Annotated in this window: 18 protein-coding genes; 3 read left to right on the top strand and 15 right to left on the bottom strand. The window is 39.3% G+C overall.

Annotated features, from left to right (window positions below; genetic code table 11):
* Positions 1–144: 144 nt before the first annotated feature.
* From ACYSNQ_RS12475 to ACYSNQ_RS12450, 6 genes are all read right to left on the bottom strand, one after another.
* Positions 145–816: an NAD(P)H-dependent oxidoreductase gene (locus ACYSNQ_RS12475; protein WP_426083835.1), complete on the bottom strand. Its 672-nt coding sequence runs from the start codon at positions 814–816 to the stop codon at positions 145–147.
* Between the two features lie 156 nt (positions 817–972).
* Entirely contained in the window at positions 973–1,617 is a 645-nt protein-coding gene (locus ACYSNQ_RS12470) for an endonuclease III domain-containing protein (protein WP_426083833.1), read from the bottom strand.
* Positions 1,618–1,817: 200 nt separating this feature from the next.
* Entirely contained in the window at positions 1,818–2,519 is a 702-nt protein-coding gene (locus ACYSNQ_RS12465) for a hypothetical protein (RefSeq protein WP_426083831.1), read from the bottom strand.
* Between the two features lie 971 nt (positions 2,520–3,490).
* Positions 3,491–3,874, bottom strand: a complete 384-nt coding sequence (locus ACYSNQ_RS12460) for a winged helix-turn-helix transcriptional regulator (protein ID WP_426083829.1) — start codon at positions 3,872–3,874, stop codon at positions 3,491–3,493.
* Between the two features lie 180 nt (positions 3,875–4,054).
* A complete protein-coding gene (locus tag ACYSNQ_RS12455) occupies positions 4,055–5,002 on the bottom strand; it encodes an alpha/beta hydrolase (protein ID WP_426083827.1) in 948 nt (315 codons plus the stop codon).
* The gene (locus tag ACYSNQ_RS12450; protein WP_426083825.1) at positions 4,995–6,479 is read right to left on the bottom strand and encodes an MFS transporter; all 1,485 of its coding nucleotides are present in this window, start codon (positions 6,477–6,479) and stop codon (positions 4,995–4,997) included. The genes ACYSNQ_RS12455 and ACYSNQ_RS12450 overlap by 8 nt, the downstream gene beginning before the upstream one ends.
* Before the next feature lie 272 nt (positions 6,480–6,751).
* Here ACYSNQ_RS12450 and ACYSNQ_RS12445 point away from each other — a divergent pair, with 272 nt between their 5' ends.
* The 3 genes from ACYSNQ_RS12445 (at position 6,752) to ACYSNQ_RS12435 (ending at position 9,802) form a co-directional block, all read left to right on the top strand.
* The gene (locus tag ACYSNQ_RS12445) at positions 6,752–7,228 is read left to right on the top strand and encodes a hypothetical protein (protein ID WP_426083823.1); all 477 of its coding nucleotides are present in this window, start codon (positions 6,752–6,754) and stop codon (positions 7,226–7,228) included.
* Positions 7,229–7,461: 233 nt separating this feature from the next.
* Positions 7,462–8,226, top strand: a complete 765-nt coding sequence (locus ACYSNQ_RS12440) for an ABC transporter ATP-binding protein (RefSeq protein WP_426083821.1) — start codon at positions 7,462–7,464, stop codon at positions 8,224–8,226.
* Positions 8,219–9,802, top strand: a complete 1,584-nt coding sequence (locus tag ACYSNQ_RS12435) for an ABC transporter (protein WP_426083819.1) — start codon at positions 8,219–8,221, stop codon at positions 9,800–9,802. The genes ACYSNQ_RS12440 and ACYSNQ_RS12435 overlap by 8 nt, the downstream gene beginning before the upstream one ends.
* 139 nt (positions 9,803–9,941) lie before the next feature.
* Here the strand turns inward: ACYSNQ_RS12435 and ACYSNQ_RS12430 are convergent, their stop codons facing one another.
* The 9 genes from ACYSNQ_RS12430 to ACYSNQ_RS12390 form a co-directional block, all read right to left on the bottom strand.
* The gene (locus ACYSNQ_RS12430) at positions 9,942–10,370 is read right to left on the bottom strand and encodes a hypothetical protein (protein ID WP_426083817.1); all 429 of its coding nucleotides are present in this window, start codon (positions 10,368–10,370) and stop codon (positions 9,942–9,944) included.
* A gap of 151 nt (positions 10,371–10,521) precedes the next feature.
* On the bottom strand, positions 10,522–10,899 hold the full coding sequence (locus tag ACYSNQ_RS12425) for a hypothetical protein (protein ID WP_426083815.1): 378 nt from the start codon (positions 10,897–10,899) through the stop codon (positions 10,522–10,524).
* Positions 10,900–11,262: 363 nt separating this feature from the next.
* Positions 11,263–11,916 (bottom strand): bifunctional 4-hydroxy-2-oxoglutarate aldolase/2-dehydro-3-deoxy-phosphogluconate aldolase, encoded by a 654-nt coding sequence (locus ACYSNQ_RS12420; protein ID WP_426083813.1) that lies wholly within the window; start codon positions 11,914–11,916, stop codon positions 11,263–11,265.
* Between the two features lie 150 nt (positions 11,917–12,066).
* Complete coding sequence (uxuA, locus tag ACYSNQ_RS12415) at positions 12,067–13,137, bottom strand: mannonate dehydratase (protein ID WP_426083811.1); 1,071 nt, start codon at positions 13,135–13,137, stop codon at positions 12,067–12,069.
* 165 nt (positions 13,138–13,302) lie between these two features.
* Positions 13,303–13,749, bottom strand: a complete 447-nt coding sequence (locus ACYSNQ_RS12410; protein WP_426083809.1) for a PTS sugar transporter subunit IIA — start codon at positions 13,747–13,749, stop codon at positions 13,303–13,305.
* Between the two features lie 18 nt (positions 13,750–13,767).
* Complete coding sequence (locus ACYSNQ_RS12405; RefSeq protein ID WP_426083807.1) at positions 13,768–14,643, bottom strand: hypothetical protein; 876 nt, start codon at positions 14,641–14,643, stop codon at positions 13,768–13,770.
* Between the two features lie 55 nt (positions 14,644–14,698).
* Entirely contained in the window at positions 14,699–15,205 is a 507-nt protein-coding gene (locus ACYSNQ_RS12400; RefSeq protein WP_426083805.1) for a PTS system mannose/fructose/N-acetylgalactosamine-transporter subunit IIB, read from the bottom strand.
* Between the two features lie 23 nt (positions 15,206–15,228).
* On the bottom strand, positions 15,229–16,086 hold the full coding sequence (locus ACYSNQ_RS12395) for a PTS system mannose/fructose/sorbose family transporter subunit IID (RefSeq protein ID WP_426083803.1): 858 nt from the start codon (positions 16,084–16,086) through the stop codon (positions 15,229–15,231).
* 21 nt (positions 16,087–16,107) lie between these two features.
* Complete coding sequence (locus tag ACYSNQ_RS12390; protein ID WP_426083801.1) at positions 16,108–16,950, bottom strand: PTS mannose/fructose/sorbose/N-acetylgalactosamine transporter subunit IIC; 843 nt, start codon at positions 16,948–16,950, stop codon at positions 16,108–16,110.
* Between the last annotated feature and the right edge of the window lies 1 nt (position 16,951).

The following is a 16,951-nucleotide window of genomic DNA, read 5'->3' as shown; positions in this document are numbered from 1 at the left end:
GAATATACAACAAATCAAATAAGATTACAAACAGAAATTGCTATGTTGCAAACCTTCAATGTAAAAATAAGTTAAAAAATTAAAATAACTCCTGCCCCAATTTATTGGAATGCAGGAGTTTAAGTTATTTTAAGAGAACATCACTTATTCGACAACCTCATAAATATCAGACAAGGCTTGTCTTTTCTTTACTGGAATATCTTGTGCACGATAGCCAAATCCAGCCATATATGATACGCCAAATGTATCAAGATTAACTATATTCTGACTGGATAGATACTGTTCCACAGCTTCTTTATTGAATCCTTCGATTGGGCAGCTGTCAATATCAAGAAATGCAGCGGTTGTCATCATATTTGCCATAGTAATATAGGTCTGCTTTGATGCCCAGTCAAACAACGACCGCTCATCTGTCAGTTGAAAGTCATTTTTTTGAAACTGATTGAAAAAGACTGTTTGAGGGGCAGTTTCAGAATACGGTACGCCAAACACATCTTCTACCATATGCTTCACATGTGTACTATTGCCGGTTAGATTCTTTCTGGCTAACACAATTAGAAAATGGCTGGCTCCCTTTAAGCTGTTTTGAGCTCCCCAGGCAATCTCATTTAACCCATCTTTGACTGCTTCATTTTCAATCAATAGGAATTTCCATGGCTCATAACCAAATGAACTTGGCGATAGACGTCCCGCTTCTAAAATAACCGCCCAATCCTCCGCTGAAATCTTTTTTTCGGAATCAAAAGCTTTTGTTGCAAAGCGGCGCTTATGTACAGACAAAATTTGATTACGCAATTCTTCCTTGTTGGCATTCATATAAATTCTCCTCTTCTGTTGGTATAGATATTACGGCTGCCAGAAATAGCAGCTTCGCCGATTTTTCTGTTCATCACTTGAACCTCTATATCATACGCAACATTATTTTCAATGTAAATTAGGGAATTTTTTTATACCTCCAATTAAAAAAATTACTCAAATAATTTTCAGTGTAAACGTGCTGAGCGGACCGGTTTCCCAAAGCTCTTTATTTTTTAAATATTGCTGTCCGTAATCTACTATCCAGCCATGAAAGTTCTGAGCTGCCTCACTTGTATATGTTTCCGACCACGGAATCATATTCTGCAGCTTCTGATAATTTAAGTGCTCTTCAATCCCAAGACACTGAAAAAGACGCTGCGCATATTTATCCGCAATAAATGCTGATTTTTTAAAGACATAAACCAATAAAACATCTGCTGTTTCGTACCCAATTCCTTTTATTTCCAACAGCAGCTTCCGCAGCTTCGAAGAATCAATAGCCGCAACAGCTTCTAAATCAAAATTATATGCTTTCAACCATTTTAGCAGCCGTTTAATGGTCTGCGATTTATTTTTATAAAAACCACTTGGGCGAATAAGTTTCTCCAACTCCTGATCCTCCAGCAGCAAAATCTTTTCAGGTAAAAAGCCCACTTCTGACTGGATGTTCTGGAGTGAATAATCAACATTGCGCCAGTTAGTATTTTGGACAAGAATTGCGCCAATCATAATTTCCCATAAATTGTCCGTATTCCACCATTTTTTATCATCCATAACTTCCTTTAAAGCTTCATATAGTTCATCAATATTCGCAATCATGTTTCTTCCCTCCAATCAAAAACGCCGATTTTCACGTTATTCGGTTTTAAGGGACTGAGGCAAACTTATGGCACAATCCCTGCATTGTGTTATACCTATGGAATTATTGTAATCCTCGCTCAGGCTCTCTCCCAGTTACTAGCCCATAGTAGAAAGTCCGCTCAAACTTATCGAAAGGAAGCACCTCTTTTTACAATGCTTTACTCCATACTTTCTGCATCAGTTGGATCGCCATATTTCTCCGTAGCCGTCCTTATAATATCTGTCAGAAAGACCGTTTGTTCCTCTGTAGATAACCCAAAATCATTCTCTTGAACAATAAGCCTCATAGCCATCCCCAACTGCATTGAGTCAGAAGAATACTGTTGGGTATCATTATCAATCTTTTCTTTTAACGCAAGGGCTTGTTCCTTTGTTTCTACCGACCTGAGTTCTTTCACCCACTCTTTTTGAGTGTTTCGTAATGATTCTAGTGTTTCAAAATAAATATCAGCTCCATCACCCTGCAGATGCTGCTTTAGCTCATCTATGGCTGTCTGTTCTTCTAAAACCGCATTATCATAATCACTATTGTAAACAGCTTTAGTAAATTCCTTAACCATACTAAAAGTATCTTCGTTCATTTCAGGCGTAATGTTGTACGTAATATTTCCAATATAATTGTCATCATAGGTGTTTCCTGCTATAGCATTAACCCATAAATTTTTGAGTTCATCTTGAGTTATTTTCGGTGCATTTTCTTGAAGGGCTTCAGTTTTCACTTCTTCACTAGAAGACTGCTTTGTTTCCTCTGTGAGGCTTGGTTCAGTATTGCTTGACTTCTTATCCGCATCCGAGGAGCCACAAGCTGACAGCACCATCAAACCTAATAATGTTAGCATTCCAATTTGTATCTTTTTCATCCTATACTCCTCATTCTTTTCTAGTAAAACTATTCACTTCTATCCTTAAGAAACCTTTTAGTGTTTACTTTAAAAATCCTCCAGGCAACTTGGCAATAACTGGAACGACTATCTTTGATTGATCCACTACTTATTTTTTAAAGTTTATTCGTTAGCAGGAATAATATTTCCTTACACAACTCTTCATTTAAAGCTTTACACTATTGGATAAAAGTTATTCCTTCATTCGCTTTTCATCATACTCAACTCATCCTTTAATCCCACATCATCACTTTGATGAAGAATTCTATTTCCATTAGATACTCCTTTCTTATTTCCAGTCAATCTATCTATTTAGAGAAAATTTTTGCCTTGTATCAAATGATTACTTTTGAAAACAATTGAACAGTGCTATTTAAACTCAAAAAATAATATCTATTTCAATTAAAAATAGCAACACATTCTGCTAGTCTTTTTCTTTTAGAACAAAATCACTTCCATACAATCAACCTTTTCTTGAATTATCTCTAAGCTGTTCAAACACCCAACTCTCTATAGATAGGACCTTAACTCTATCATATCACGCATTAATCCTCATTTACATTATTTATTAAAAGCCGGCCTATGCTCCAGAACAGATATCCGCTTTTCTTCAACACGTATTTTTCTTGTAGCTCTTATTTAACTTTTCAAAAAAATTTATTCCTGTTGCCGTCTTCTAATAGGGTATTTTTATAGATTCTCTGAGAAAGTACGCTAAGTATTTTTTTGTTACACAATCATCAAACGTTTGATAAAATCCTCATTTCGAGAATCCAACATTCTACACTTAAAATTGATTCCATAACCATCTGTCATTTTTCTTTTAATTTTAAACGGCATTATTTTCATTTCGATAAATAGCAGAGATTATTACTAAATTATTTTGAACAGTTACTCCTCTATTTCCAAACAGACCACTCACAGCATAAACAAAAGCACAGGCATTTTTCTCAGCCTGTGCTTTCCTGATAACGAATTAAGCATTCTTCCTCCAACTTGCCGGTGTTCATCTGATTAAAGCTTTCTCCCCAGTTATAAAGCATTTCGATTACTGGTTTAAGCGTCAAGCCAAATGTTGTTATGTGATAGGAAACCATCAACGGTTTCTCCTGAAGTACATTCCGCTCAATCAGACCATCACTTTCCAAATCCTTTAGCTGAAGCGACAGCATTCTTCGGGTAATTCCCGGAACCATCCGTTGCAGCTCACTATAGCGATAATCGCCTTCTAAAATCAAATGATAAAGCAGCACGCTTTTCCAGCGACCCGAAATGAGCTGTAGTGTAGATTCAACGGAACAGCCGTTTTCACAGTTGTATATTTTTCTAACCATAATCATTTCCTCCCATACATACTAGTAATGCCATTTATCATAAGTAGTATTTAAAAAAAAGTAAATTTTACTGCTTACGACTCTATTGAAGAACAACTCAAATGATTCCGCTTATAGATGAGACAACAGCAGCTTTATTCTTCATCAGCAAACAAAATTTCTTTATTTCCTCATTCAATATTAACTAAGAGAAGTATACTCTATCAAAAATTCTCTGATTGTCTGCCAATACGTCTCTCCTCCAACAATCCCTGCCATTCCATGCTGCGCCTTGTCAATCACCAGCGTATCTTTCAGACCTTTTTGTGCCTGAACATTTTTTTCCAACATTTCAAAGGGGACGAAGGTATCTGCTGTGCCATGAATAAATAAGGTGGGCCGTGTATTTTTACTTAGCTGTCTCACCGAGCTGCCTTCTTTTAACCACCAGCCTTGCCTTAGCTTGTTGATTAACGAAACTATACTCAGCAGCGGTTCACTCGGAAGGTGAAAAATCTGCTTCAACTGATAGCTAAGCTCCTCCCCAACCGACGAATAGCCGCAATCCTCAATTGCTGCCTTTACCTGTCGAGGCAGCTCTTCTCCTAATGTCATCATCACAGCTGCTGCCCCCATTGAAATGCCATAAAGAATAATCTCACATTCACTTTCCTGCTCGATTAAATAGTTTATCCATACTAGAATATCCAGCCGATCCTGCCAGCCAAAGCCGATAAGCTGCCCTTCACTTTCACCATGCGCGCGGTTATCCGGCAGTAATAGATTGTAACCCAGCTCTGCAAAATAAGGCGCTTTATCAAACATTTCCTTATGGTTACCACCAAAGCCATGCACTAGGAGTACCCAGCGTTTCGATTCCTTCTGAGGATAGACATAGCCCTGTAAACGCAACCCATCAACACTTTGAAGCTGGACACTTTTTTCAATTGAAGTCTCTTGCCATTCTACTTTCTTTTCCTTTACTGGATTTAGAAGCTCTGCTGCTGGCGCAGCAATTAGATTATGATCTGTCTCAAACGCTTCTTCTCTATTCCCAGAACGATTAAAAGCCATTCGATACATTTTGAATGCAGCCAGACAGACACCAGCGGTAAACAATAATACCAAAATAATTATCCACTTAACCAAGGGGCTCCCTCCTTTTAATCAGCTCTTGATTCAACTGATCAAATTCTGCCTCTGAAAGCAGTCCTTTTTTATTAAACAGATAGTAGCAAATAGTGATTCCAAGCATTGGAATCACAGTTAAAAATACTAGTAAAAGAGTGCTTTTCATATCGGGAGCCGCCTCAATAATTCTTTGGATTCCAGCAGTCTTCTCTACAGATGAGATTTGTGAACGGGCAGCCTTATTCTCCAGCACAGAAATTTGATTGGTTGAAGTTAGGATGCCAATTGTTAAGTATACAGCCATAGTAAGAAGCTGTCCTAAGCCCATCCCCAGCTGTGTAACAAAAGGACGAACTGAGAAAATGATGCCTTCATTCCGCGTTCCATATTTCCATTCATTGTATTCAACTGAGTTAGCAATATTAATCATAATAACTAAGTAGAATACACCATTGCCAATCGACGGCAATATATTCGCTCCAGCCATGATTCCAAGCTTAATCATCCCCAAATCTGGAGACAGAAGAATCCCTGATAGAAACAACAAAATGTACCCTGAAACAGAAAGAGCGGCAGCCATTCTAATCAGCTGCTTCCGTCCAAGTTTACGAGACAGCATTGGAAAAATAATAAATACTACTGCACCTGAAAATTGACCCACTATATTAAATAGGGTAAGAAAAAGACCATTGTAACCAAAACTGAAATACAGATACGTAGACACTAGTGTCGTACTAAACGTAGAAACCATCATATAAATAAAAAGAATGACTCCGCTCCAAAGTGCCTGATCATTCTTAAGAATGATGCGGGCAATCTCTTTAATACTAAATTTTGTTTTTTGAGATGGGCGAATCGGAACCACTTCCTCCTTTACACCAAACAAAGTAATCCCTTGTGTAATCAGCATAATAACTGAAAATAAAATACCAATAACGGCGTAGCCAGTTACCGCGCTGCCACCGACAACGTGTTCTCCAACTGTAAATACCGGTACAAGAAAGCTGCAGAGAAACGCACCAATACCCGCCATTAAGGTGGTCATCGATGTTAAGCGGTTACGCCCATCCTGACTAGTTGTTAAGGACGGCAGCATTCCCCAATAAGCAATGTCATTGACCGAAAAACAAATACTAAAGAGAACGTACATTATTCCGAAAAAGACAACATACGGCCAGCCCTGCAGAGTGTTGGCAAAAGAAAACGAGACAATCACCCCTGTTCCCAGAGCACCCCAAAGGATAAACGGCTTGAACTTACTTTTCTTTGTACTCGTATCAATAAGATTACCCAAAATCGGATCAATGACAGCATCAAAAAAACGAGCGGAAAACATGATGATTGTGATGGCTGAAAATTGAATTGGCGTCAGAGACTTCGTAAATAATACATAGGTCAATAAATAATTAGTAAATAAGCCTGCCGCAGCCATATCTCTACCGACAGTTCCTAAAGAAAAAGACCACAGATTTCGTTTTGTTAGTTGTCTTTCCATCATTGCTGCTCCTCAAATTTTTCTATTGCTTACAATTTACTGTTCACTAAAATCAAAGTCAAACAAATTTTATAGATATAGCCACAGCTATTGCTGCATGTTTCGGCAGGAAATCACTAATCAGCTGAATACGCCGCTACCTTGTTGCATAAAGCAAAGTAAGAACATGCTATAATTGATTAATACAAGAACTTTTGTTTATTATAAACAGTTTTACGCAGGCTATAAAGAATAAGCAGCTTAAATTTTATCAACTAGAATGGAGCTTATCGATGAAAAAAATACTATTGCTTCCTTTTGCGGTCATTGCCTTTTTAACAGGCTGTGACGATATGGAATCTAAACATACTACCAGTGGGTCTGATACCCAAGAGACAGGAGCTGTTCTAAGCAATATCCAGCAAAAGAGTGTCCCAATGAACGTGAAAGATTACACCTCTGGAACAAAGGTTTTTACTGACTCAGACGGAAACTTTCAACTAAATGGCACAACTGATCCTAATACAATCATCTACGTTTATGTAGAAAACCTAGAAAACAATGACGGCGGAGAAACTTGGATAAAAGCGGATGAACAAGGCGTATTCTTTTATGAGATTCAGCATATGTCTCAAAATAATCGGGCAAAAATCAGCTTGTCAACAGATGTGACGATTGATGCTAACGGTAATGCGGGGCTTAGACAAGGTGCTAAGAATGGATTTGAGATTGAGGTTGCCTATCCTATAACCACCAGCTCTTCAAAATGAATAAGTCAGCAATAACAATTAATTGTTAAAACAAATAGAAGCCTATCAAGAAAAGCAAAAATCCAGCTTTGATTGATAGGCTTCTATGTAAAAAAATATTGTCACGGCAATATCAAGAAATCCAATTCCCTATTTTTACCGATAGTATCAAGAAAATTTTCAAAAAGTATTTTTTTGTAAAATCAGCTGGAGTACAATAGTAAACAACAGGAAAAAGAAAAGGTGGGAAATTTATGATTGAATTGGTAAATGTCAGTAAAAATTATGAAGCAAAACAAGCATTAAAAGATTTAAGCTTAACGATTAAGCCAGGTGAAATTTTTGGTTTTCTTGGTCACAACGGTGCTGGAAAATCAACGACTATAAAAAGTCTGGTCAGTATCATTCAGCCCTCCAGCGGAACAATTACAGTCGATGGGCTAGAGCTTGCAGCAAATCGTCAGACAATCAAGAAAAAAATTGCTTATGTCCCAGATACCCCGGATATTTTTCTTCAGTTAACTGCTGGAGAATACTGGGATTTAATCAGCGCTGCCTATGAAATCGAAAAAGCGAAAAAGCAAGAGCGCTTAAGTGAGCTAGCAGCCTTATTTGATATGACAAATCATCAAAATGAAACAATTGCCGGCTTTTCTCATGGTATGCGTCAAAAAACCATTATTATTGGTGCTTTGCTAGCTGATCCTGATATTTGGATTTTAGATGAGCCGCTACAGGGCTTAGACCCTCAGGCAGCCTTTGACTTAAAAGAAATGATGAAAGCTCATGCGAAAAAAGGCAAAACTGTAATTTTTTCTACACATGCCTTGGATACCGCACAACAATTATGTGATGAGCTGGCGATTTTGAAAAAGGGAGAGCTAATCTATAACGGCTCTGTCGAAAATCTATTAGCACAATCGCCTAATGAATCACTAGAATCCATCTATTTGAAAATGGCTGGGCGCCAGGCTGATGCGCAAATTTTAGCAGATATCGAAGGTGATTCCTATGAATAAATTGCAGCTCTTTGAGTTGACTCGGGTAAACTTACGCTATGCAAACCCGCAAGTAACGAATCGTTTGCGCAACAAAGGGAAAAGTGGTAAAGAACTGACACGATCCATCATCAATCAATATTTATTATCAGGTGTCTTATTCCTCTTTATCTACGGCGCAACGATGTTTATGCTGGATTTAAGTAAACTGCCCGGTTTTTTCACATATTACGTAGCCTTATTCAGTATTCTGGCTTTTTCACAGGGAATTTCTGTTATTTATAATGTCTTTTTTGAAAGTCAGGATTTGCCGGCCTATCTGCCGCTTCCTTTTCAGCAAAGTACTATTTTTCTTTCGAAAATTCTAGTCGTCACCTTAACCGTAGTTCCTTTTGTTTTACCAATGTTTGTTGTGTTTCTATTGACTGGCTTTCGTGCAGGAATTTTTCTACCGTTAACATTGCTGCTGGCTTTACTCGTTTTCTGCCTGATTCTAGCAACCGTTTTTGCTCTATGCAGCCTCATTGTTTTCGGCTTAACCAGAACCAAATTTTTCAAAAAAAATAAAAAAGTAGTGACCAGTCTGTTGCTGGGAATTTCAATGACAATTGCAGTTGTTGGTATTTTACTGATGAACGGTCAAAGCTCTTACTCCGGCGGCGAACAAATGGACCGATCACCAATTGCAGTGCTGATGCCGGTCTTTCACATTATTTCTGCACCATTTTCATCGGCTGGACTTATCAGCTTTGTCGGATTATTAGCTATTTTCCTGGCCTTGCTAGGGGCTATCTATTTGTTCATTCTACCTAAACTATATGAACAACTGACAGATGCTTCTTCAGCAACCAGTAATAGACAGCGGAAGCATAAAGAAAATCAAAATCTGAAGCAGTTGTTCATCAGCTATAACATGCAGTTGTTAAAAGAACCGAACCTAATCATGCAGGTCTTATCAAATTCCTTACTGATGCCTGTGATATTCATTGTCACATTTGCAGTCAGCGGCTCGCTGGATTTAAGTTCAATCAGCATCAATTTTATTGGTGTCGTATTTGTCGCTGGGATTGCTTTAGCCAGCATGACGGTGAACCAAACCTCTTTTATCAGCAATCTAATTTCTCTTGATCAAGAAAATTTTACTTTTTTGCAATCATTACCTATCTCAATGAGTCAGTATATGAAGCAAAAATTTCAAGTTGGTTTAATTCTACAAAGTCTATTAACAGGTGGGATTTCTTTAATTGCCAGCTTTGTCTTTCATCTGCCGCCTATTTTTATTATTTCCATTTTGGCAGGGGCACTTTTGGGAAGCTATCTGCTTTGTCTGCGTTTTTTCGCCAGAGATTACCGATTTCTACTTTTGGACTGGACAAGTGTTACCCAACTGTTTAATAGAGGTTCCGGAAATATTGGGCTAGTAGCCACTATGCTAGGTTCTATTTTTGGTAGTGTAATCATTTTACTTATCTATGGATTTGCGGCTGTGTATTTGCCATTCTGGCCAGTCAATCTAGCAGTATTGGCTCTGTTAGTACTCATAAGCACCTTATGGATTCGCCATTATCAAAAAAATTTTTGGTGTCTTTTTAAATAGAAAAACACCAACAAAAAGAAGAAGCAAACGGGCTGTCTATCGCTCCGTCTGCTTCTTTTATACATTCAATTACTCGATTCATATCATTATATCTAGCGGCTGCTCTTTCCCCATGATAAAGCATCCCTATCTAAACTATTTATTCAGCAACGATATAATTTGACAGCATTGTATGTTTTTCTGACGGGCATTCGATTAAGACCTGAAATTCATTATTATCTTCCAGGTCAAATAATCTTAGTTTAGCTGTTGACTCTCCAGCTAATTGCTTTCCTAGTTTTTTACCGCTTTTTGCAGACATCATAGCGTCACCCAGACCACCGCCGCCTAAAAGTGATTTTGCTGCTCCAAATGCTGAACCAGCCATCTGTGCTTTCCCTTTATCGGCTCCAATATTCTCCATAATAATTTCACGAAGATAGAAGAATTTCTCTGAAGATTTAAAAGCGAAACCAATCATATTATTTTTCCCGCGTACGACAGAAAGCTCTACATTGTCCTTTGCATTAGGAAAAATCCACGACCCTCCAGACAGAATAGTCACTGGATTCTTTTTTCCGAATAACATATTTAATACTCCTTTTAATTTTTTTCAACATAAAATAGTTTTTTTCAACCTTTTTACTCATTTAGTACAGCATAATAAAATGGCAAAACAAAGATGACTTCCCTTACTAATACCGGATTCTCACTCAAAAAACAGCTGCTTTCATTGACAATCAGTTCACTGGACACACAGTGAGCCATTTAGCCTCAGCCTGCATCACACCTGCTCCATTAAGTCCCCATTCTCCTTTATAATCTAAATCAATCATGTCTCCTTGTTTTAAATTAGTGATGGGGAAATCTCGACCATCTAGGTATTTACATGAAATTTTTGTAGATGCCTTAATCTCTGCTTTCGCCTCAGAATTGATATAGGACGCATTGATTGTAATCAGTTGTTTTTTCTCATCCAGCTGTATTTCCTCCACATAGCCTCTAAAATCAAGCGTTTGTGCTTGGGGAGAAAGAATGCCAGGTAAATAAATAGCAGATAATAGCAAACAGATAGATAGCAGATAAACAATCGTTAGCACTTTTACATTATTTTTCATATGAACCTCCTTTTAATTAACACTCGCTATAAATAATTATCTACTAATATTGTACAATTATCTACTGTATCTGCTATTTTATCTCTATTCACCTTCTCCACAGTCAGAAAAGCGGACTCGTCTTGTTTGCAAGAAATGCTTGCTCGTGAAGTTAGAACTTAACTCTTTGCTTTCCTTGATGTTCGGGCGCTTACAATCACAAAAATTATATAATTCCGCTACTAGCAAAAAAATATTGGCAGAATCCTCTCAATGAGTTTCCGCCAATACAAAAGCTGTCACAATTTCCTACTTAATTTTCTATTTACCTCAAAAATCAGTTATCTTCAAAAAGACAACTGATTTCTTCAGCCCTTCATTTCCTTACCCTTCTTTATACTCCCGAAGCTGTGCTACCAGCTCTTTTAGTGCTTTATTTGCCGTCTCCCCATTATCTTCTTTGATTGCCCCTTCTGAGATAATAAAGGAACCGCCTACAGCAATCACATGGTCATTCCCAATGTAGTCTAATACATTCGTTTGATCAATCCCGCCAGTCGGCAGGAATTTCACATCATAAAACGGGCCGCTCAAAGCTTTAATTGCCTTCACGCCGCCATAAATATCAGCTGGGAAAAACTTGACTACCTTAATACCGTAATCTAACGCTCTTTGAATATCTCCCGGTGTCGCTGTACCTGGAAATACCGGAATGTCTTCTTTGATACAAAACTCAATGACTTCGGGAACGACTGCTGGAGATACGATAAACTTCGCTCCGTTTGCCGCTGCCAGCTCAGCTTCCTGCAACGTTCTAACCGTTCCGGCACCCACAATTAGTTCACCTGAGTCTGCCAGTTTTTTGATTGCTTCTGCAGCTAGACTACTGCGAAAAGTTACTTCAATAAAGCGAACCTCATTGGTAACCAGAATCTCTTCCAGCTTGTCCAGATAGGCTAAGTCTGTTGCTGTATATAGCGGCAGCAAACGGACTGCTTCCATCTGTTTGTAGATTTCATGATTCATATTTGCCAGCATACGCACTCTTCCTTTACGTTCAGCAGTTTAATCAGCGCTTGTCCAATGCTTTATATTCTGCTGCTCTAATTGATTCAGTCCCCAAGGCTTTTGGAACGCCTAAGGGACTGTTGTTTATATACCTAATTGCTGCTAAAATTCACCAAAAGACTAATTCAGCTTCGCTTTGGTAATTGCCTCATGTAGTCCCTGCATATAAGAAATACCAATCGCCCGATCGTATAATCCGTAACCCGGCATTGCATGCTCGCCCCAGATAGTCCGTCCATGGTCCGGACGAATCACGCCATCGAAGCCGGCATCTATCAGAGCCTTCATAATCGCATACATATCCAGCGAACCTTCCGTACTTAAATGAGCACTTTCAACAAATTTCTTTTCTCCTAAAAATCCGACATTCCGGAAATGGACAAAGTTGATGCGGCTGCCGACCTTCTCGATCATCTCTACTAAATCATTGGCTGGATCCGCACCTAAAGAACCTGTACAGAAGGTGATGCCATTGTAAGGTGAATCGATGATATCCATGATTCGCTGCAAATCTGCCAGATTTTTTGTGATTCTCGGAAAACCAAAGATTTCCCAAGGCGGATCATCCGGATGAATGGCCATCTTCACATCATTTTCTTCACAAATCGGAATTACTTTCATCAGAAAATATTTCAGATTTTCAAATAAATCGTCTTCTGTGACACCTTCATAGATTTTAACCAGACTGTTAAACTTGTTCAGCCGCTCTTCTTCCCAGCCCGGCAGGCGGAAGCCTTTAGATTGGCTGTGAATCAGTTTATACATATCACTTGCTTCCATATTGTCAACAACTGCCTGATCATACAGCAGTGAAAAGCTGCCATCTGGATTTTCATGTGCCAACGTTGTCTTAGCCCAGCCGAAAATCGGTTTAAAGCTGTAGCAAATCAGATGGACGCCGCAATGAGACAGGTTTTTAATTGTCTGAATATAATTGTCGATGTATTGATCTCTATCGGGCGCGCCAGCCTTAATCGAGTCATGAATAGCGACACTTTCAATACCCAATAACTCTAGGTTTTCTTTTTCAATTGATTCTTTTAGTTCCTGAATTTCCTCAATTTCCCACACATCTCCGGGCAGTTTGTTCAACAGTGTGCCCACAACTCCATTTATCCCTGGAATCTGCTTTACATGCTTTAATGGGATGGAATCTCCTTTTTCACCATACCATCTGAATCCCCACTTCATTCTGAATCATCCTTCACTATTTTTTTGAGCAGATTTATATCTACCCTATTTTTATTAAGAGGTTGTGACAGAAGTGTTCAGCTTCAAGCACTAAGGCGAAGAAGTTACTTCTGAAACACCGTTTATCCCGGTTTAAGGGATTGAGGCATACGAATGTCACAGCCCCTAAAAATCATCCTCGTCATCATCTTCTTCTGTCGCAACCATTGATACATGCCATGTATTGATGCTTTCAGTTCCCTGCGCAGCGATTGCCTGAGCTGCTGCTTCTACAGAAGTGCCCAGCAACTGGTGGTTGATTGCTTCAAGCAGCATTGGCAGATTCACTCCACCAATAATATAGAGCGAATCCTGCAGCTCCTTCAAAGAATTGGCAGTTAATACTGCCTGATTATAAGGACTGGCACTAACTAAATCTACTAAAATGATTACACCTGCTCCTTGATTCACACCGTCAACAGCCTGTCTTATATTTAAACCCAACTCTTGAATATCATCCCCTGGATTCAAACTAACCGTTGCAATATTATCAACTGCCCCCATGATGACTTCAGCTGCATCCTTTAACCCAGTGCTCAACTGGCCATGGGTTGCAATTACAATTCCTAGCATTGAGTAGCCTCCTTGCTCTTATTTAAACAACTTACTAATTATTTTTAAGTTATTTAGCTGTATTGTCTTGCTGTTTAACACTGATTTCTCAAGATAATAACGTTCTCCTTGTTCTGAATGCTCCGTTTTCCCGCTAAAAATATGTGTAACTTGATTCGAAGACGGCTGAACGATAAAATCCTTTAGTCTGGCTTCGGGAATGCTGCTTCCTATAAAATGCAGCTCATCCTCAGCACCGACACAATCCAAATAATAAATCTTCGCTGATTTTCTGCAGGAGCTCTGCAGTACCTCTAAGCCGACGTCGCCAAAGCAGCCTTCATCTACAAAAGCAAATGCTGTTTTCTGATCTCTGATTTCCGTAATTAAAGTCAAAATTGATAGAATAGAAGAACTGTTGCGAATCAGTGTTTTTCTGTTGGATAGACCTTTAGCAATCTTACTCAATAGATAAAAGTATAAACCGTAACCGGCAACTACCAAGAGTGTACTGAATGACCGAAAATCAAAGGTATCATTTGCGCTTTTCATATAGACAATAGTCAACAAAAGTCCCGCAATTAGCGCAGCGAACAGACTGATTAAAATAAAATTGGTTGTCGCCTTGCGCTGCTGTCTGCGGTCAAACAGATAGTAGGCGCCTAGACTTTGCGGCGGCGTGTCGTAATACGTACAGATAATCCGATCGGCCTTTTCAATATTTCCAACATATAAATTGCTGGAAATGTACCGTTTATTTTTCTGATATTCAATAACCTGAATATCTTGTCTAACCTCTGCGATATCTTTGAACAGGGCTGAAAGAAACCGCTGCTTTTGCTTGTTGGTGCGGCGCAGACGATAGATATGCTGGTAGCGAAAAAGCCAGTCTTTGAATGTCTCATTTTGTTCCATCGTATCCATCCCTCCCGATCTTTCAGCCGTCATTCAGCTATTTTACTTGTCCCTTTTATAAACCGAACTGACCCAAAACATCTTTCAATGTTGATTTAGGTGCAGATGGTGTTGCTTGAAAATAGATGTTCTCTACCCCATATTTCTCATTCATTTCCTTCAGCTTTTCCGCATCTGATTTATTTAAATAAACAGATTTCGTTACCAGAATATCTTTCTCAGGGTCTTTTTGCGCAATTCCTCCAATGTTCAATTCCTTCATTGGTACGCCATGTGTAACTAAATCGTAAATAACACTAACTGTTTTAGTAATCAAAATACAGTTGTATTCCTTGAAATTAAATTCATCCCAGTAGAATTTTGCCTTTTCCGGTGTAATCACAATCGTTTTCTGACCAGTTCGGCTGCCGGCGCTCTTATATAAATCACGCATAAACTTATCCTTAGCCACTACTTCATCTACTACGAAGATTGAATTGACGCCGCTCTTTTGCGATAAAGTCATCATTACCTGTCCATGTATCAGCCGTTCATCCACACGTGCTAAATTAACTACTCCCATTACTAGTCACTTCCTTCTCTGGTTTATAAGATTCCTACTGCTGCCAGCACAATCAAAATACCGGTCAGCCATAACAGTGCCTGTGTTACCTTCAGACCCTTCTTAGTGTAGAACCAGTAAACGCCCATAACAACTGCTAACGGCAGTATCCCGGGAACAATCTGATCCAGTATATCCTGTATAACGAATTCCCGCCCTGATATTTTAAACTGCAGGGTCGAAGCAACCTTGACATAGTTTCCAGCCAGAATCCCCATCATAAACAGCCCAAGCACTGACAATGTTTCAATCGCATTTTGAACACCTGAGCTCTGCATCAACCCTGTTGCATTGCGCCCCATCGTGAAGGCCTGACGGGCAAAGAAAACACCTAAGATCGCTTGATACAAAGCAAAAGCGATGAATGGGAACAACGCGCCTAACGCGCTCCCCTGTTCTGCCCACGGCACAGCGATTGCAATGAAAATATACTGTACGGTTCCTGAGTCAATCGCATCACCGATTCCTGCTAAAGCCCCCATCAAACCGGCCTTAGTATTGTACATTAAATCATCCTGCATCAACACTTCTGCGCCATCGTGCTCTTCCTGAGCTCTCTGCTGCTCCATCGAAGACATCAGGCCAGTAATTACTCCACCGCCCCAGCTAAGCTGAGTATTGAAGAATAGCAGCTGACGTTTGTATGCTGCCTTTAGTGCATCATCATTTTTATATAGCTTTCTTAAAATCGGCATCATTGCATAAAGCAAAGACGGTGCCAGATAACGTTCAAAAGAATGGGGAATCTCATTGGCAAAATGCCATCTAAGATACGCTTTCGTTACATCTTTTTTCGTAATTTCCTCTGGTGCCTGGTTGGTATTTTTTGTCATCTCTGTCATTTTATTCCCTCCTTCTCCCCATTAAAATCCATCATCATAATCATCGTCGTCATCATCAAACGAAGCACTTGCTGTACCTCCGCCGCCATCTGCCGCTTGTACGTTTTTCCCTTTTTGAGACTGTACAAAAATCAGGGCAATCAGTACACCGAAGATGGCATAAGTAACCATTGTCACTTCTAATGACTTCAACACGATACTCATGAAGTAGGCAAGGAAGAAGAATACCATGTAGTCCTTCCGGCCAATAACATAAACAGTCGTTGCAATTCCGATAGCTGCTAAACCGCCGCCCACAACCTCCAGAACGTGAATCACTACGGTTCCTTCCAATGCGGTAATAACATCGGCAATAACTGGAGCACCGAAGTAAAGCGAAACGAATACCAGCGGTACAAACAACAGGAATGAAGCAATTGTCGGATAAACAATGATTGAACGTGCAATCGCTTTAGGATTCAAGTCATCGACAGCTTTATCCGTATATTTTCCTAAAAATGTGTTGATGAAAAATCTAAATTGATATAAATAGCTGCCTAGCAATCCTACTGGTACCGCTACTGCAATGGCCGCTTCGGGAGAAAGATTCCCCATTAACGCAACCGGAACAGCAATCGCCGCAGCGATTGAAGGCTCTGCAGGCATCGAACCACCGGGTGAAAAAACGCCCATATAAATCATTTGAAGCGAAGCAGTCACAATCATCGCCTGAGCGACATTCCCCATTACCAGACCGACAATAAGACCCGTCATCAATGGAGAGAACCTTAATGTTAAGGTTGCTCCTCCTCCCAGCCATCTTGACATAACAGCTGCTGTCCATAATGCAATCAACAAACTCTGCAATACACTTAATGTTTCCATA

The organism is Enterococcus sp. LJL51 (genome assembly GCF_054871795.1).
The sequence above is the reverse complement of the archived record's forward strand: the minus strand, read 5'-3'. Positions and strand labels throughout refer to the sequence as shown.